Genomic DNA, 16,053 nt, shown 5'->3' on the forward strand with positions numbered 1-16,053 from the left:
CCGAGCGGGTCAGTGCTCGAGCGAAGGATCCCAGCGGTTGGCCAGCAGCTTGAAGCTCGGGAGATCCGCCAGCGAGGTCAACGCCTCGTAGATGCGCTCGTATCGGGTCGAGGCGATCCGCCACACCCCGTCCGGGTCGCGCCGATAGGTGTCGGAATAGTATCCGCCACCACGGATCTGCACTTTCGCGCCCGGCACAAGCACCGTGTCCTCGAACGCCCAGGACCCCGTCGCGGTATCGCCGTCGACGTCGATCTCGGGATGGTTCGCGATGTGGACCGTGACGATCCCGTGCCCGAGGTTCGCGCTCATGTACGCCACGACGTCGGACCGGGAGTCGAAATGCAGCGGCTCGGCCATGGCCTGGGTGCCGTAGCGCGCCGAGATGTCCGTGGCGAGACAGTCCGCGAACTCGTCCCACAGCTTGAGGTCGAGCGTGCGGAAGTAGCGGTGCTTGAGACGCTTGATCTCCTCGATCGCGACAAGGTCCATGGCCGGAGTCTAGAACGTGTTCTAGATCTGGGCGGGCGTTCGACCGAGGTTCGATCGGCAACTTAGGTTTGACTAACCTTATCTCGAAAAGTAGCGTGCTGAGCACTATCGGAGCTACCGACGGCAACCGCCCGTCTCGATCGTCCGCGGAGGACATGTCATGAAGAAGATCGCCGGCCTCGTCGCCGCCCTCGGTCTCGCCGGTCTGCTGACCGTGGGCGCCGCCTCCCCCGCGCTCGCCGACCGCTCGGTCCGCGACGCGACCGTCGCCGACCTCTACCTCCGGGACGCGGACCCGTCGCTCGACGCCATCGCCGGGCAATTCGCCGCGCTGTGGAATCCGAATCTGCCGATGAGCGCGAAGGAAGAGGTCAGCTACCACGGTGCGACGGTCGGTCCGGCGCTGCAGGGCATCCTGTCCCAGGGCGGGGTCTACGACTTCCTGTCCATCCAGGAGCGCGCGACCTCGAAGACCATCACCGGCAACACCATGACCGCCACGCTGTCCGGCGTGATGGCGGGCTTCCCGGCCACCAGTGGAACCTACAGCTACATCCGCGAAGACGGCCTGTGGAAGGTCGACTGGAAGGCCACCTGCGACGCCATGGGCGGCTGCACGGGCAACCCGGACTTCGGCTACTGATCCCCGAACGTTCGCGACGATTCGATCGCCGATGATCACAGTTTCCGGTATTTCCAAGCGATTCGGCGACCGGGTCGCGGTCAGCGATGTCAGCTTCGAGGCGGCCCCCGGCTCGATCACCTATCTGCTCGGGCCCAACGGCGCCGGTAAATCCACGACCATGCGGATGATCGCCGGGCTGACCACCCCGGACGCGGGCACGGTGCGGATCAACGAACGTCCACTGCGCGAACTCCCCCACACCATGCGCGAGGTGCGCTTCAACCTCGACACCTTCGCCAGGCATCCGAAGCACACGGCGAAACACCATCTGACCTGGCAGGCGCGCCTCGGCGGCATTCCCGTCGGCGAGGTCCGGCGGGTGCTCGCGCGCGTCGGTCTCGCCGATGTCGAAGACCGCCTGGTCGGCCGGTTCTCGCTCGGCATGCTCCAGCGGCTCGGCATCGCGACCGCGCTCCTGGGCGACCCGCGGACCATCGTGCTCGACGAACCGGACAACGGCCTGGACGTGGACGGCATCCTGTGGCTGCGCGAGCTGCTGACCGGGCTCGCCCGCGAAGGACGAACCCTGCTGGTCGCCTCGCACAATCTGACCGAGGTCGACATCACCGCCGACCGGATCGTGATCATGGGCCGCGGGCGGATTCTCTCCGACGCAGGCCGGGACGAGACCGTGGCGCTCGGCTCGGGCCCACGTCCGCTCGAAGCGGCGTATCTGACGGTCACCCGTGGCAGCGTCGAGTACCACGGCCGCACCGGTGCGCCGGGTGAGGTGGAACAGTGAGCGCAGCAGTGGCTCTCGGTCGCGCGGTGCGGAGCGAACTGGCGAAACTGTCCTGGCGCAGCCCGGTGTGGTTCGCGATCGTGCCGATCGCCGTGGTGCTGCCGATCGCCCTGAACGCTAGCTTGGCGATCGCCACCCGGATGAACAAGGTCAACGGCAGCGGCGGCATGGACACCAACAACGCCGGCTACTGGGTGATGATCTTCTCGACGATCGTGCTGATGTCGGCGGGTGTGGCCTCGCTCAGCAATGAATTCAAATACGCGACAGTGGAATTGGCCTACTGCGCGCAGACCCGGCGCCCGCTGCTCCCGCTGGCGAAGCTCCTGGTCTTCGGGCTGATCGCCGCGGCGGCGACGCTGGTCACCGTGATCGTCCTGCTCGCCGGTTTCCCCGCGATCTTTCCCGAGGTGTGGGGACGAGTCGAGCTGACCTCGTCGGCCGGTCTCCGATTGCTGTGGGGGCTACCGGTATTCGCGTTCTTCGTCACCGCACTGGGGATCGGGATCGCCGGGCTGATCCCCCGTCCGGGTGTCGTCGTCGGTGTGGTGTTGCTGTGGAAGTTCGGGATCGAAACCTTCTCCGCGATGCTGCCGGTGAAGATCGGGAACGTTGTCGCGCAGTGGATGCCGTTCAAGAACGGTGAACTGGGCGCGGGCCAGTACCCGACGATGCGGCCGGTCTTCGGCGGCGCCAACGGTTCGCTGGCGTATTTCGCGGCGATCGCCACGGCATTCTTCGTGCTCGGGACGATACAGCTGTCCCGACGCGATATCACGACGGACTGATCGGCGGATCGAGTAAGCGCGGACCGCGCGCTTCTACCCTGTCGCACCGGCGCGAACGACCCTTGTCCTCGGCGTGCGCGAATCTCTGGCCGCCGTCCCGGTCGGCACGAACGATGGATGCGGAGATTCGTATGTCGCCACCCATCGACCGGAGGACGCCGCCATGACCGTCACAGACGAATACCTCACCAACAACGCCGCCTACGCGGCGCAGTTCAGCGGCCCGCTCCCCCTCCCGCCCAGCAAGCATGTCGCTGTGGTGGCGTGCATGGACGCCCGCCTCGACGTCTACCGCATCCTGGGCCTGCAGGACGGGGAAGCCCACGTCATCCGCAATGCCGGCGGCGTGGTCACCGACGACGAGATCCGCTCGCTGGCCATCAGCCAGCGGCTGCTCGGCACCACGGAGATCATCCTGATCCACCACACCGACTGCGGCATGCTCACCTTCACCGACGACGATTTCAAACGCGCCATCCAGGACGAGATCGGCATCAAGCCGACCTGGTCCGCCGAGGCCTTCGGCGATCTCGACGAGGACATCCGCAATTCACTGCGCCGTATCGACCGCAGCCCCTTCATCACGCGCACCACCTCCCTGCGCGGCTTCGTCTTCGATGTCGCGACGGGGAAACTGAACGAAGTGCTCGACTGACCCGCTGGCGCTATCGGAAGATGCTCATGAAAATGATGTTCGCGACAATGCTGGATTGACTCCACGTGTTCCCGAGGCCGTCGTCCCGATAGGCATAGACAAACGCCCCGACAGTGAACGTGTACGTATTGCCAGGACGCATCGTCCAGGACACCTCGATGGTGGCGCCGGGGCCGAATCCGTTGCTGCTGTAGACGTCGGTCTCGTTCTGGCTGACCCGCTTGCGCCAGCGCTTGTCGACGGCGGAGGTGACAAAGTTGCCGTTCTCGAACACCGTGAGATCGGTGCCGCCCTCGGCGATGGCGGAGCCGCCGAGTCCGCAGCCGACCGAGTAGTGGTCGTCGGTGGTCCGGTACGAGCGCCCCATCACGGCCACCTCGCGATCGGTCTGCAGCGTGATACCGTACCCGGCCCGCGTGTACACGAACTCCTCGGCGCCGCCGATCTTCGGGCCCGCGCGGCCGTCGATGGCCACGCGGCCGTTGTCGCGATCGACGACGAGCTTGAACGGCCTGCCGCCCGCCGGGTCGTGCCATGCCCAGTCGAAGTGGTACGGGATCGCGAAGATCTCGGTGCCCGCCCGGATGTCGAGCGTTGCCGTCGCGTCCGGGTGGATCCCGTGCGGTGCGGTGACGCGCGGGTGTACCAGGTCCTCGTCGAACGGTACCGGGGTATCGTCCGCTTTTCGCAGCGTGTCCGCCGTCTCGGGATCCTGTCGTGCCAGTCGGATCAGGGGCGCGTAGAGCGCCTGGGTGATCGCGTTCCGCTCGGCGGCGTCGGCGCGCCTGCGCGCGGTCTCCGCGGACGAATGTTCGATCATGCTGTCGATCGACTTCTCGACCAAACGATGGTGCTCGGCGGGGAAACCCGGCGAATAACGGATCTGCGGCGAGCCATAGTCGGTGCGGGGAGCCGGTGTCGTGGTCGATGTCATGAGCGCACCTCCAAAGATGATGTTGTGCTCTCGACCAGCCTGCGCCCGCGAACTCGCGGCTGTCACGCGTAGTCGACTACGCCCACGCAGCCGGGATCAGCCGCGCGGTGAGATCTCGATCCCGATCGACGCGCTCTGCCGGCGGGTGATCCAGGTCCCGAACTCGCTCAACGGGCCGAGGAGCCAGTACTTGCGGTTCATGATCTTGCGGACTCGTGGCGTGTCCTCGGCGTCGAGGACACGCGCGGTGCCCTCGACGACGGGTGAGCCGGGATCGATCGTGCCCCGCACGGAGCACGGCTGCACTGTGACCTCGGGATTGCGGCGAATCCGCTTCACCTTGTAGGCGTCGACCCCCGACAGGAAGTAGAGCTTGCCGTCGGCAGGAGCGATCCAGACCGGAAGGGAGACCGGGGTGCCGTTCTTGCGGTAGCTCGTGAAGGACACGTAGGTCGACGCGCCGACCGTCTCCCACGCCGATGCGCCCGCCGTCACGACGTCGCCGCCGGCATCGCACCGACCATCGCGGCTTCGATCATCGACATCTTCCTTGCCCTCTCGAAAACTATCGGTCGTGGACCCGTGAGCACGACCGGATGTCACGGGTGGTGCGCTTCCGGCGGTCGACGCGGTCCTTCGTATGCGGTAACAATCAGTGGCCCCGGGACAGTCCTGGCTCCCTCGATCCACGCGCAGACAGAGCGCCGGTCAGCAGGGACACACTACACACGGAAGTAAGCGGCGTCCACATCCCCCCGATCGAGCCGCTCCCCTCCCATTCTTCACGCGTCGAACAACCCTCCGACCAGTCCGGCCGCCTCGGCCGCGAGACCGGGCGGGTTGGTGGCGATGAACAGGGAATCGGCTGCGAGATTCCCGAGCACGTGCCAGGTCCGGTCCGGTGCACCGCCGACCATCGAGCGCCGGGTCACCGGTTCCGCCCGCAGGCCGCCCGCGGGATGGGATTCGGCCGCGCCCGCCGCCAGCAGCGCGCCGATCAGCGGCTCGGTGTCCGGCGGTGTCGTGTAGGCGGGCGGGTTGACCGCGTTGAGCACGGTGTCCGCGGACCAGCTCCGATCGTCGTGCACGGTGAATCCGCCGCCGGGCCGCGCCTCGATCTTGGTGACACCCGCCCGCAGCCGCAGCAGGCCGGAATCCAGCAGCCGCAGCACGATGCGGGCGTTGTGCGGCACCATGGGCGAGCTCAGGCTGTTGATGGTGCGGAAGTGCTCGGTGCGCAGCATCGCTCGGTCCCGGTCCGCGAGCAGCGGCCACGCGATGGGGCCGACGACGCGGATGACCATCGCCAGCAGACGCCGCCCGTGATGCGGCGAGTCCACCGCGTCGAGCTGGCGGCGCAGACGCGTCACCGGATCCCCGGCGTCGCGGATCTCGGTGGCCAGGGTCTCGAAATCCTGTCCCAGTGCGGCGAGTTCGGCGCGCAGGAGCGAAACCAGCTGGGCGAAGGCGAGTTCGCCGTGTTCGGCGGACAGTGCGCGCACCGCTCCCGGGGTCAGGTGGACGGGGTCCAGCCGGACCGGACGCTGCTGCACGAATGGGAGTCGCCCGCTGCGGGAGACCAGGGTGATCGGGCCGGTGTGCCCGGTCGCCGCGAGGGTGACGGCGACATCCACCGCGGTCAGACCGCTGCCGATGACGGCGACATGATGGTCCGCGGGAACCCCGGTCACGGTCCGGGCGAGCGGATAGGGCTCGTCGACATAGCCGGGCGCGCCGGTCAGCCCGTATTGGTCGCGTGGGCGCCCGCTGCCGACCGCCAGCACGGCCCGATCCACCGGGATACGATCGCCGTCGGCGGTGTGCAGGACCGCCTGGCCGTCGCGGGAGAATCCGGTGACCGTCGAGCGCACCACGCGGACCCGGCAGCCGACCCGCCCCAGCCGCGAGATCGCCTCGCGCGCGGTGTCTTCCAGGTACTCGCCGTAGACAGCACGCGGCGCGAGCGGTTGGCCCAGGCGCTCGTCGAGATAGTCGGTGACGTCGCGATCGGCCAACCAGCGCTGGTAGTGCCCGGCGTCGCCCGCGCGCACCGACATGATCGGCGGCGGGGCGTTCACCCGCACGGTGTCGAGGTCGGGCTGGTACGGGCGGCCACGCCAGAGCGCGGGCGCGCCGTCGAAGACAGTGACGCCGCTCGGGTGGTGGTCGGCATGGGCCAGCGCGTCGAGCAGTGCGACGGCGGCCGCGCCCGCTCCGATGATTCCGATGTGCATGGGGCTCCTTCGTTTTCGTGTGTGTGCCGGACCCCAGCGTCGCGAAGTCGCGCGGCACGGACCATCCCGCGATCGAGGGGTTCGCACCGGAGGCGCCGTGGGCACCACCCCTCAGTTGCGGGGTGGCCGACGCGCGACCGGCCGTCGAAGATGTCACCTATGACCGCGACGACCGCACTCGACGCACTACTCGCAGGCATCGCCACCGCGCCCGACGCGCACGCGCTGTTCGCCGACACCTCGGCGCGCCTGCGGCGCATCACGCCCTTCGACGCCGCGGTGTGGGTGGCCACCGATCCGGTCAACGGGCTCACCACGGCACCGGCGCGGGTGGAGAACCTGCACGAGGGCGGCTGCGGAATCTATTGGGAGTCGGAGTTCTTCGCCGAGCACGTGAATCTGTTCCGCGATCTGGCGCTGGCGAAGGTCCCGGTCGCCGGGCTGCGCGAGGTGACCGGCGACCGGCCCGCCTCGAGTCCGCTGTACCGCGGCTTCATGCGCCCGCGCGGGTTCGACGACGAGTTGCGCGCGGTGTTCCGGGTCGGCGGGCAGCCGTGGGGACAGCTGAGCTTGTTCCGCGAGCGGGGCAGGCCACCGTTCCGGGCCGAGGACATCGCCGGGGTCCACGCGATCTGCGCGCCGATGGCCCAGCGATTGCGCGCCTTCGCCCGGCCCCGCGCGACACCGCCGTCCGCGCTCGCTGCCGCCCCCGGGCTGCTGTTGTTCGGGGCGGGCGGGGAACTGCTGTCCCTCAACGACGAGGCCCGCGCCCTGCTGGCCGAGATGCCGCCCGGCCCCAGCACCGGGACCCCGCTGGGCATCGATCTGCCGCTACCCGTCTGGATCCTCAGCACGGCAGGCCGCGCCCGGCTCACCGGCGTGGCGTCGCGGATCCGGGTACGCACCACCGCCGGCCGCTGGCTGGTGTGCCACGCCACCTGCCTGCGCGACGCCGAAGGCCGTTCGGGCACAACGGCTCTGGTAATCGAGCAGGCCGAGCCCGCGGAGGTGGCCGAGCTGATCGTGGCAGCCTACGAACTCACGCCGCGAGAACTCCAGGTCACCGAACTCGTCGCGCACGGTCTGCCCACCGCCGAAATCGCCACGCGACTGTTCCTCTCCCCGCACACCGTGCGCGACCACTTGAAGTCGATTTTCGACAAGGTCGGTGTCACCAGCCGCGGCGAACTGGTCGCCCGGCTCTTCACCGAGCACCGGGCGCCGCTCGCGGCCACGGTCCGCGCCCTCGATGTCGCGAGCTAGCGCGCTTGTCCCGCCGGCGGTTCTCAGAACATGCCGTGCGGGGTGCTCGCCGGTTCGGGGACCGGCTGCACCACATCCCAGTGTTCGGTGATCCGGCCGTCCACCAGCCGCCAGACGTCGATGACGGCCGATCCGCGGCCGTCGCCCGCGCCGATCATGTGGTAGTGCACGACCGCGTAGTCGTCATCGGCGATGACGCGTTTGATGTCGAGGCGTGCGCGTGCGACCGGCGCGGTCGCGATGAACGCGAGGAAGGCGTCGCGCCCGGAGGGATTGCCGGGGCTGTGCTCGACGAAGTCTTCGTGCAGGAGCTCGCGCAGGACGCCGATATTTCCCCGGGCGAACTCCGCCAGCCCGTGCACGATCAGTTCCCGGTTACGGTGCGCCACAGTGTCTGGTGTCATGGTGGCACTGTGGCACCCGCGTCGTCGCGGAGGCGATTACCAGCCGGGTAATGGCGCGGCGTATTTCCGGCCGCGATACTCGGGTGATGAACAGTCCGGTCGGTGAGCTCTTGCGCGCGTGGCGGATGCGAAGTGGGCTCAGCCAACTCGCGCTCTCCGCGCAGTCGGGTATCTCCACCCGGCACATCAGTTTTGTCGAGACCGGCCGGACAGTGCCCAGTACCGCCATGATCGAACGTTTCGCCGACAGTCTGAATATTCCACTGCGCGAACGTAATCAGCTGCACCTGGCGGCCGGTGCGCTGCCGATCCATCCGCAGCGCACCCTCGACGACCCGGATCTCGCGGCGGCGACAGCGGCGGTCCGCCGGGTTGTCGCCTACCACGCGCCGTACCCCGCCGTCGCCGTGGACGCGCGCTGGAATCTGCTGTTCGCCAACGACGCGGCCGAGATCTTCTTCGACGGCGCGTCACCCGAGCTCCTGGCCCCGCCGGTGAACATGATGCGCCTCGGTCTCCACCCCGACGGGTTCGGCGCGCGTCTGACCAACCACGCGCAGGTCAGCGCCTACCTGCTCCCCCGGCTGGCCCGGCAGGCCGAACGCAGCGGCGATCCTGTCCTCGCCGCGCTGCACGCCGAACTCCGCGCGTTCGCTCCCACGGACGACAGCCCGGTCGATCCCGCCGATGTCGCCCTACCGATCCGGCTGGCGCACAACGACACCGAACTGTCCTTCTTCAACACGATCACGACCTTCGGTGCCGCCTTCGACATCACCCTCGCGGAGATCGCCGTCGAGTCCTATTTCCCCGCCGATTCGCAGACCGCCGAGTATCTCCGCCGCCGGGCACTCTTGACTCAGTCCGCCTCGATGGCGGCCACACCTTCGGCGTAGGTCGTCACCCGGAACTCGGGAAACGCCCGCTTGAACTTGTCCGAAACGAAGAAATTGTTCACCTCGTAGCGCGGCAGCAGTTCCCACAGTTCGCGCACGCCCTGATTGAACAGTCGAGCGAAGAAGAACGCGGGCCGCTTCATCACCGAGTAGTCGATCTCGCGACCCCGCGACGCGGAGGCCAGCTCGATCAATCCCCGGTACGTCACCCGGTCGTCGTCGCACGGCAGATGCCAGGTCTGCCCGTACGCCGACGGCGTGTTGCCGATCAGGGCCATGGCGCGGCTGGCATCCGGCGTCCAGATCAAGGTCCGCAGCGTGTCGTCGCGCAACGGAACGCGTGGCCGCTTGCCCACCGCGATCGGCTCGAACACCAACGCATTGGTGAAGCTCTGCGTCTTGCCCGGCCCGTAGAACTCCGGCGCACGACAGATGACCGCCTCGACCCGACCCGCGGCCATGGCGTCCACCAGCATCGTCGCCATCGTCGCCCGGGTGCGCGCCTTGCTCCCGGCCGGGGCGAATCGCGTCTGCTCGGTCTGCGGGTCGCCGTTCATCGGATACATGTACGTGTTGTCGAAGAACACGAGCTTGGCACCGTGTTTCTCGCATGCGGCGATGGTGTTCGCCATCATCACCGGGAGCTGATCCGCCCACAGATTCGCATCCGGCGGCAGGCCCACGGTCAGGTACACGATCTCGCTGCCCGCGACCGCCGCCGCGGTCTGCTCGGCATCCATCAGGTCCGCCGTGACCAGCTCATCGGTGTCGTGCAGCCGCCGGGGGTTGCGGCTGACCAGCCTGATGTCCTGCGTGAACCGCCGATGCAGCTCGTGCGCGAGCTCGGTCCCGATCTGTCCGTTTGCCCCGAGAATCGTCTGCACGGGAGGAACCCTTTCGATTGCCGACTGTTGACCGCATCCCACGATATCACCAATGTAAGCGTCGTTAACATGAGGCTCTTCACACCTCGGACGCCCGCCGCGCACCTTTCGCATAATCGCACCCATCGATACGTGCTCACCCACGCCGCCACCGAGGAGTTCCACGCGCCGGAGGCCGAGTTCGATGCGGCGGGCGGCGAGATCGAGACCGTGACGCGCGGCGAGAACGGCTGGCTCGTCGCCTGCGCCTACGTTTTCCAGGGCGTGCATGCCGAAGAGCTGATCGCCACGCGCGAGTGGTGAACGCAGGGACATGTCAGATCTTGTGTCAAGGTCGATTCAGCCATCGCAGGTACCAGTCGGCAAAGCCGAGGGCGAATGGGGAGACGCCACTGCCGCTGCACCGCCCGTCCTCCCAGAGTGCGCCCCGGTGGGGCCCGTCGAGAACCAGCCGGACCATGTATCCGCAGCCCTGGTGAGACACATCCAGGGAGCCACGAATGTGCGCTGGGTCGAAATACTCGTCTTCGGCTTCGGGTGTACCGTCGCCGAGTTCGTTCCAGGATTGTGTATGTGGAAAGGCCCCGGCGAGAAACCCGGGCACCAGATCCGCACCGTCACGGCCGTCGAGATCGGTACGGTCGAGACGGAAAATGCCGTAGAACGGGCCGGCGCCTCCGTCCCCGACCTCCACGATGAAGGACCGGTAGTCCTCGGGCAGCTCCACGCCGTGCCTGGCCTCGAACGCCGAGACTTCGGATTCAGCGAGCGGCCGGTTCAGCAGGTAACGGTGGCGGCCGGCGCCGAGAGGAAGTCTACGCACCGATCGCCGAGAACACCTGGGCCCCAACTGCGCAGCCTCGAGGCTAGTCGAGGACGACGTTGAGCACGATGATGATCAGCCCGAGAGTGGTGTTGGCGAGACCGACCCCGCAGGCACCCCACTTGGAATAGCCGCCCACCCGGGCCGCCACCACGCCCCAGCCGAACAGGATCGCGGCGTTGATGCCCAGCGCCAGCGTCGTGTAGCCGGGCGTCACCGACCCGTCGGGATGGACGATATCGTCACTCCACCCCGCGATATGCGCGATCAACAGCACGATCAATGTCGGCACACAGGCGATCACCAGCGGTATGCCTGTCAGCATGTTGCGCCCGAGGTCGGCCCAGAACCCCGACGTCGCCCCGGCCTTGTGCGTCGACACGTGCTGGCCGTAGCTGCGCGTGATCGCCGCGATGGCCACGCTCACCACGACCCACTCCGCCGCGTACCGTGGCGTCTGGTCCGCCGGAACAGCCGCCAGCATGACACTGGCGAGCACTGTGCCCACCACCCCGCCGTAGAGGTCGTTCACCTGTAGCTGCATATTCGCCGATGATAGGCGAGCGGCACGCCCGTTCCCGGGCACGACGTCACCCCGGCGACTACTGCCGATCGATGTCGAGACCCGCAGCGGCCTCGCGGCCGGCGACGATGACGCGATCGAGAAAGTCGCCAACGAGTTCGAGCTGCTCGGGCGTGTAGTCCGCGCACAGCGTGTCGACGGCGGCATTCATCCCCGACAGCAGGTCGTAGACCTCGCCGAGCCGCTCGGGACGGGAGCGGACGACGACCGCACGGCGATCGCCGGTGGCGCGCTCACGCAGGATCCAGCCGCCGCGTTCGAGGCGGTCCAGGACTCCGGTGAGCGTCGCGGGATGCAACCCGGCCCGCTTGGCCAAGGCACTCGGGCTCAGCGGCCCATGACCATTGACCAGATCCAGGCAGTCGAAGTCGATGTCCTTGAGTTCGAGATGGGTGCCCACCTTCCGGTTGAGCAGGGCCAATTGACCGCGTACCTCGCGCAGCGAGCCCTTGACGCGGGCGGTCAGGCGCCTTCGGTGTCGAGCATCACCCACATTTCCTACGGAACTCATATCATCTCCAAGTCGAATAAACTAATATGACTTCCATATCTTACGACATTCAGTGGACCGGCTTCGGCGGCCCACCAGCACGAAGGAAGGTCAGCAATGATCGTCGTCATCGGAGCCACCGGAACAGTCGGCAGGGAAGTCGTCGCGCAGCTGACGGGAACGGGTGTGGCCGTCACCGCCGTCACCCGGAACTCCGGACAGGCGCGGTTCCCGAAGGGAACCGTTGTCGTGGAAGCCGATCCCTCGGTGCCGAGCATCCCCGCCGAGACTTGGGACGGCGTGGAGGCGGTGTTGCTGAGCTCGCGAGCCGTGCTGACCTCGGCGCCGGAAATCCTCTCCGCCGCAGCTCAGCATGGAGCGCAGAGGGTGGTCGTGATCTCGGCCTCGACGGTCGAGCACCCGGCAGGTGAGCCGCGGTTCATCGCCGGATTCCGGGCACTGGAGGCCGCGGCCGAGGCATCGGGGACGGCATGGACATCATTGCGCTGCGCGGATTTCGACGCCAACACCATGGCCTGGGCACCACAACTCCGTAGCAGCGACGCAGTGCGGGGCGCCTACGGACAAGCCGCTACCTCTCCCATCCATGAACGAGACATCGCCGCGGTCGCGGTACGAACGCTGACCGAGGACGACCACGATGGCCGCCGATACGTGCTGACCGGCCCACAGTCACTGACCCAGCACGACAAGGCCCGAATCCTCGGCGAAGCAATCGACCGTCCCCTGTCCTTCCTCGAACTCGCCCCCGAACAGGTTCGCGCCGCCATGACCGCCCAGGGTCTGCCCGAGGAAGTCCCTGCCCGGCTCCTCGGCTCCCTGGCCGACTACGCCCGCACCCCGGGCCCCACCACGACCACGGTCCAGGATCTCCTCGACCGCCCCGCCCTGGACTTCGCCACCTGGGCCGCCGAGCACGCCGACGCCTTCACCCGGTGAACCGTGCTGCCAGACGATCCGGGGTGTTCGCGCGAGTGGGATTCTCCGTCGGTGGAGCGGTTCGGCGGTGGATCAGGGTCATCGCACCGACTATCTCACCGCGCGCATCAGGCCTTGCGCGTCTACAGAGGCCACCAATTCTCCCGCGCGCGTGAAGATCTGAATGCGCGCGTACATGCGGCTCGCACCCGCGAACGGGCTCTCGCAGCGCAGGAGCAGCCAGTCGTGCACCGTGAACGGCCGGTGGATGGTGATGGTCTGGGTGAGCATGGCCGACTGCCCGCGGCCACCTCGGCGCGCGATCTCGGCTTGCGGGTACGGACGCATGGCGACGGGGCCCAGGAAGCCCTCGCTGCCATGGGCCAGCAGTGCCCGCGAAAACATCGGCAGGTCGGGGGCCTTGTCGCAGCGCATCCACACGTCCAGCGACGGTGGGCCCGCGAGATCGAGGGCCAGGGCGTCCGCTCCGCCGGGCGTCCGGACCTCCCACGGCAGCAGGGCACACGGCAGGTCGGCGCAGTCGTCCGGACCGGGGACCTCGGGCGGCAGTGCCGCATGGTGTGCCAGGAAGTCCGGCTCGTCGACGCTGAGCATGGCCAGCACCCGCGCGTGCTCACGCCCGTCCTGCCGGAACGACACCTGCGCGGTGGCCAGCGACCGCCCCGACTGGACGACCTCGACGTCCACGTCGACCTCCCGGTCGGCGTACCCACCGCGCGGGAACACACCGTGCAGCGACTGCACCGCCATGTGCGGCACCGTCCGCTCGGCAGCGACCACCGCCTGGGCCAGCGTCTGACTGCCCAGCGTCGTCGGCAGCGTCGACGTCACATTCCTGGCCCGGAACCGGCCGGGCGCGACCTCGGCGAGATCCAGCACGTCGAGGAGGTCGGCCAGGTCGACGACCGGCCAATTATCTGTTCCACCAGCCACAGCGGAATGCTCGCATACGCCGCGGCCGCCGGCGAAGTCGCGGTGCGCGGTGAGTGGGACGCTTTCCACCGGGGCACCTCGTCGACGGGCGACAGGTGGTACGAGGTGGCGGACACCCCTGGGCTTCAGGGCCGGGTTCCGCTACCTCGACTGGATCACCTGTCGGAGGAACCGCTCGCCGAGCCACTGCCCAGCAGACACAGTGGGTTCGCCACCATCGCCGCCTGTGCCGAACCCGAGGACGAACCGGTGATGCCGGAGTCGACCGGCGGCGTATTCGGGACCGGTGCCGCCGGGTTCCCCGAGCCGCCGGCCAGCATCGACTCGCCGTCGAGGTTCGCCGGAGCCGCGACATCGAGCAGGTCCAGCACGGTCGGCGTGATGTCGGCGAGGGTGTACCCGTTGTTCTGCGCGCCCGCCGCGAAACCCGCCCCGCGGGCGATCACGAAGCTGGCCGTCTCGTAGGCGCTCTGGCCACCGTGGCCGCCGTCCGGCTTGTGCCCGTGGTCGGTCGTGACCAGGATCGTCCACCGCTCGTTCGAGTGCGCGGCCGCCCGCGCGTCCACCGCGGCGGTGATCTTTCCGACCAGACCGTCCACGCGGCCGATGGCATCGCGATACGCCTGCGGCCAGACCCCGCGCAGCGTGTGTCCCACGATGTCGACCTGGTCGAGGTGGGTGAACAGCAGGTCTGTCCCGTCCTCGGTGATAGCCGAGACGACGCCCGCGGCGGCATTGTCGTCGGCGGTGGTCTCACAGATGCCCGCGCCGGTGGGGTCGAGCTGGGTGACGGTGACCTGGTCGGCCTGCGGGCTGCCGGTGCGCGCGATCATGCCGATCGTGTCCCAGGTGCCGATGGAGGCCGTCGACAAGGCCGGACGCTCCCGCTCCACCTGCGTGAACACGGTCGGATACTGCGCGAAAGGCCCGGCATTGCAGGTGGATCCGTTGTCCTGGATGCCATGCTTGGTATCCCACACGCCGGTCAGCGCCGTCGCCCACGAGACGCACGACATCGTGGTGTGCGGGGCGATGGAGGTGCGGGCCAGAGTGCCCTCCGCGGCCAGGCGGTCGAGGTTCGGGGCATCGGCCGCGGACACCTCACTCCACAGCGTGCCATCGATGCCGATGACCACGACCTTGTTCACGACCGGAGCCGCCGGAGCCGGAGCCGCAGCAGCGAGTGGGGCGGCGGCCAGAACTGCGGCCGCGAGGATGCGGTGAGTGCGAGACATGCGCGGCACCGTAGCTGGCGAGCGACCGCGGCGCCCAGCAAATTGGACAATTGACCGGTACAGTCTCGGCCACCGGAATTCGCCGGGCTTCCCGCTCGACCCCGACCGGAACCGGGCAGGAATCTCCCCGATCCTCACCGACCGCGCAGTCGAGCACGCGCGCCCGCGATGATCGTGATGATCATGACCGTCATCACCTGCAGCGCGGTGAGCGGCGGCGCAGGGGGTGACTGGACCGGCGCGGCGTACTCGACCACGGATGGCGGCGGCACCGGCAACGGCGGGGCCGCCGTGAGGATCGGTGGGATCATCTCGGGCACCCGCACGGGAACCGGCTCGACGGCCGGTGCCACCGGTGTGGGCGGAATGGCCAGGGGGATCCCGGGCTCCGGCAGGCGCGGAACCGGGAGCAACAGCAGGCAGGTCAGCGCGGCACTCCCCGCCGCGGCACTGCCGACCGCCACACTACCCGCACCGGCCGAGCCCGTGCCTGCACTGCCACTGGAACCGACGCCGACCAGGCTCGAGCCCATGCCGCTACCGGTGATGATGCCGGACCCCAGCGCGGCGCTGCCGACTGCCGCGCTGCCGACACAGGCGGGCAGCACATAGTCGGGGTCGAGGAGCAGCAGGCCGCCGAGCGTGTCCGGGGCAGCAATGGGGGTCGTCGATGCCGCGTCAGGAGCGGCATCGTCAACGATGGGATCGGTCACCACGGACTCGGGACCGTCGACGATGCTCGGACCGAGGCCGAGCGCTTGCCCGGCCGCCGGATTCGGGACAGCTCCCGCCGAACTGCCGGTCGACGCCGCGGACCAGCCCGGTCCACCCGCGCTACCGGTGCCGAGACCCAGCTCCTGCCCGGCGGATTGCCCGTCGCCCGGAGCCGTCGTGGTGCCCGGAGCCGCACTGCCGCTGATGATCTGATCAATCGTCGGCATTCCGGGAGCAGCCGCGGCGAGTGGGGCGGGCACGGCCAGCAGCACTGTAGCCGCCCCCACTGCCGCGAATCCTCGTACTGCTCTTCCTCTTCCGTCCATCATGCCTCCGAG

The 16,053-nt window shown here is 68.5% G+C and carries 20 protein-coding genes; 8 read left to right on the forward strand and 12 right to left on the reverse strand.

Features of this window, described 5'->3' with window-relative positions:
• Positions 1-9 precede the first annotated feature (9 nt).
• Positions 10-492 carry a nuclear transport factor 2 family protein gene (locus AB0L91_RS21385; RefSeq protein WP_365012411.1) on the reverse strand — a complete coding sequence of 161 codons (483 nt, stop codon included), beginning with the start codon at positions 490-492 and terminating at the stop codon, positions 10-12.
• Positions 493-652: 160 nt separating this feature from the next.
• On the opposite strand from AB0L91_RS21385, the gene AB0L91_RS21390 reads away from it, so the two are divergent.
• The 4 genes from AB0L91_RS21390 (at position 653) to AB0L91_RS21405 (ending at position 3,362) form a co-directional block, all read left to right on the forward strand.
• Positions 653-1,135, forward strand: a complete 483-nt coding sequence (locus AB0L91_RS21390; protein ID WP_365012412.1) for a hypothetical protein — start codon at positions 653-655, stop codon at positions 1,133-1,135.
• 31 nt (positions 1,136-1,166) lie between these two features.
• Positions 1,167-1,919, forward strand: coding sequence for an ATP-binding cassette domain-containing protein (locus AB0L91_RS21395; protein ID WP_365012415.1), 753 nt, complete (start codon positions 1,167-1,169; stop codon positions 1,917-1,919).
• Positions 1,916-2,707: an ABC transporter permease gene (locus AB0L91_RS21400; protein WP_365012418.1), complete on the forward strand. Its 792-nt coding sequence runs from the start codon at positions 1,916-1,918 to the stop codon at positions 2,705-2,707. The genes AB0L91_RS21395 and AB0L91_RS21400 overlap by 4 nt, the downstream gene beginning before the upstream one ends.
• A gap of 163 nt (positions 2,708-2,870) precedes the next feature.
• Complete coding sequence (locus tag AB0L91_RS21405; RefSeq protein ID WP_357346641.1) at positions 2,871-3,362, forward strand: carbonic anhydrase; 492 nt, start codon at positions 2,871-2,873, stop codon at positions 3,360-3,362.
• Between the two features lie 10 nt (positions 3,363-3,372).
• On the opposite strand, the gene AB0L91_RS21410 is transcribed toward AB0L91_RS21405, so the two are convergent.
• From AB0L91_RS21410 to AB0L91_RS21420, 3 genes are all read right to left on the reverse strand, one after another.
• Positions 3,373-4,362, reverse strand: a complete 990-nt coding sequence (locus AB0L91_RS21410) for a hypothetical protein (protein ID WP_365012420.1) — start codon at positions 4,360-4,362, stop codon at positions 3,373-3,375.
• 30 nt (positions 4,363-4,392) lie between these two features.
• Positions 4,393-4,791: a PPOX class F420-dependent oxidoreductase gene (locus tag AB0L91_RS21415; RefSeq protein ID WP_365012422.1), complete on the reverse strand. Its 399-nt coding sequence runs from the start codon at positions 4,789-4,791 to the stop codon at positions 4,393-4,395.
• A gap of 287 nt (positions 4,792-5,078) precedes the next feature.
• Positions 5,079-6,530, reverse strand: a complete 1,452-nt coding sequence (locus AB0L91_RS21420; RefSeq protein WP_365012425.1) for an FAD/NAD(P)-binding protein — start codon at positions 6,528-6,530, stop codon at positions 5,079-5,081.
• 159 nt (positions 6,531-6,689) lie between these two features.
• On the opposite strand from AB0L91_RS21420, the gene AB0L91_RS21425 reads away from it, so the two are divergent.
• The gene (locus AB0L91_RS21425; RefSeq protein ID WP_365012427.1) at positions 6,690-7,793 is read left to right on the forward strand and encodes a helix-turn-helix transcriptional regulator; all 1,104 of its coding nucleotides are present in this window, start codon (positions 6,690-6,692) and stop codon (positions 7,791-7,793) included.
• A 23-nt stretch (positions 7,794-7,816) separates the two neighbouring features.
• On the opposite strand, the gene AB0L91_RS21430 is transcribed toward AB0L91_RS21425, so the two are convergent.
• A complete protein-coding gene (locus tag AB0L91_RS21430) occupies positions 7,817-8,197 on the reverse strand; it encodes a nuclear transport factor 2 family protein (protein WP_365012430.1) in 381 nt (126 codons plus the stop codon).
• 86 nt (positions 8,198-8,283) lie between these two features.
• Here AB0L91_RS21430 and AB0L91_RS21435 point away from each other — a divergent pair, with 86 nt between their 5' ends.
• Positions 8,284-9,093 (forward strand): helix-turn-helix transcriptional regulator, encoded by an 810-nt coding sequence (locus tag AB0L91_RS21435; RefSeq protein ID WP_365012433.1) that lies wholly within the window; start codon positions 8,284-8,286, stop codon positions 9,091-9,093.
• Here AB0L91_RS21435 and AB0L91_RS21440 read toward each other — a convergent pair.
• On the reverse strand, positions 9,057-10,121 hold the full coding sequence (locus tag AB0L91_RS21440) for an NAD-dependent epimerase/dehydratase family protein (protein WP_365012436.1): 1,065 nt from the start codon (positions 10,119-10,121) through the stop codon (positions 9,057-9,059). The genes AB0L91_RS21435 and AB0L91_RS21440 overlap by 37 nt on opposite strands.
• Between AB0L91_RS21440 and AB0L91_RS21445 the strand changes: the two genes are divergently transcribed.
• Positions 10,110-10,280: a DUF5713 family protein gene (locus AB0L91_RS21445; protein WP_365012438.1), complete on the forward strand. Its 171-nt coding sequence runs from the start codon at positions 10,110-10,112 to the stop codon at positions 10,278-10,280. The two genes, AB0L91_RS21440 and AB0L91_RS21445, sit on opposite strands and share 12 nt — an antisense overlap.
• A gap of 25 nt (positions 10,281-10,305) precedes the next feature.
• On the opposite strand, the gene AB0L91_RS21450 is transcribed toward AB0L91_RS21445, so the two are convergent.
• Genes AB0L91_RS21450 through AB0L91_RS21460 form a run of 3 tightly spaced genes read right to left on the reverse strand, consistent with a single transcriptional unit; the run spans position 10,306 to position 11,894 of the window.
• Positions 10,306-10,800, reverse strand: coding sequence for an SMI1/KNR4 family protein (locus tag AB0L91_RS21450; protein WP_365012439.1), 495 nt, complete (start codon positions 10,798-10,800; stop codon positions 10,306-10,308).
• A gap of 43 nt (positions 10,801-10,843) precedes the next feature.
• Entirely contained in the window at positions 10,844-11,344 is a 501-nt protein-coding gene (locus AB0L91_RS21455) for a hypothetical protein (RefSeq protein ID WP_365012441.1), read from the reverse strand.
• A gap of 58 nt (positions 11,345-11,402) precedes the next feature.
• On the reverse strand, positions 11,403-11,894 hold the full coding sequence (locus tag AB0L91_RS21460) for a MarR family transcriptional regulator (RefSeq protein ID WP_365012442.1): 492 nt from the start codon (positions 11,892-11,894) through the stop codon (positions 11,403-11,405).
• 96 nt (positions 11,895-11,990) lie between these two features.
• On the opposite strand from AB0L91_RS21460, the gene AB0L91_RS21465 reads away from it, so the two are divergent.
• Positions 11,991-12,833: an NAD(P)H-binding protein gene (locus AB0L91_RS21465; RefSeq protein WP_365012444.1), complete on the forward strand. Its 843-nt coding sequence runs from the start codon at positions 11,991-11,993 to the stop codon at positions 12,831-12,833.
• 90 nt (positions 12,834-12,923) lie between these two features.
• On the opposite strand, the gene AB0L91_RS21470 is transcribed toward AB0L91_RS21465, so the two are convergent.
• The 3 genes from AB0L91_RS21470 to AB0L91_RS21480 all read right to left on the reverse strand — a co-directional run bounded on the left by AB0L91_RS21470 (position 12,924) and on the right by AB0L91_RS21480 (position 16,002).
• Entirely contained in the window at positions 12,924-13,835 is a 912-nt protein-coding gene (locus tag AB0L91_RS21470; RefSeq protein WP_365012447.1) for an acyl-CoA thioesterase domain-containing protein, read from the reverse strand.
• Positions 13,836-13,921: 86 nt separating this feature from the next.
• The gene (locus AB0L91_RS21475) at positions 13,922-15,001 is read right to left on the reverse strand and encodes an alkaline phosphatase family protein (RefSeq protein ID WP_365012449.1); all 1,080 of its coding nucleotides are present in this window, start codon (positions 14,999-15,001) and stop codon (positions 13,922-13,924) included.
• 134 nt (positions 15,002-15,135) lie between these two features.
• A complete protein-coding gene (locus tag AB0L91_RS21480; RefSeq protein WP_365012452.1) occupies positions 15,136-16,002 on the reverse strand; it encodes a hypothetical protein in 867 nt (288 codons plus the stop codon).
• Positions 16,003-16,053: the final 51 nt, after the last annotated feature.

This window comes from Nocardia sp. NPDC051833 (assembly GCF_040681225.1).
Classification (GTDB): domain Bacteria; phylum Actinomycetota; class Actinomycetes; order Mycobacteriales; family Mycobacteriaceae; genus Nocardia.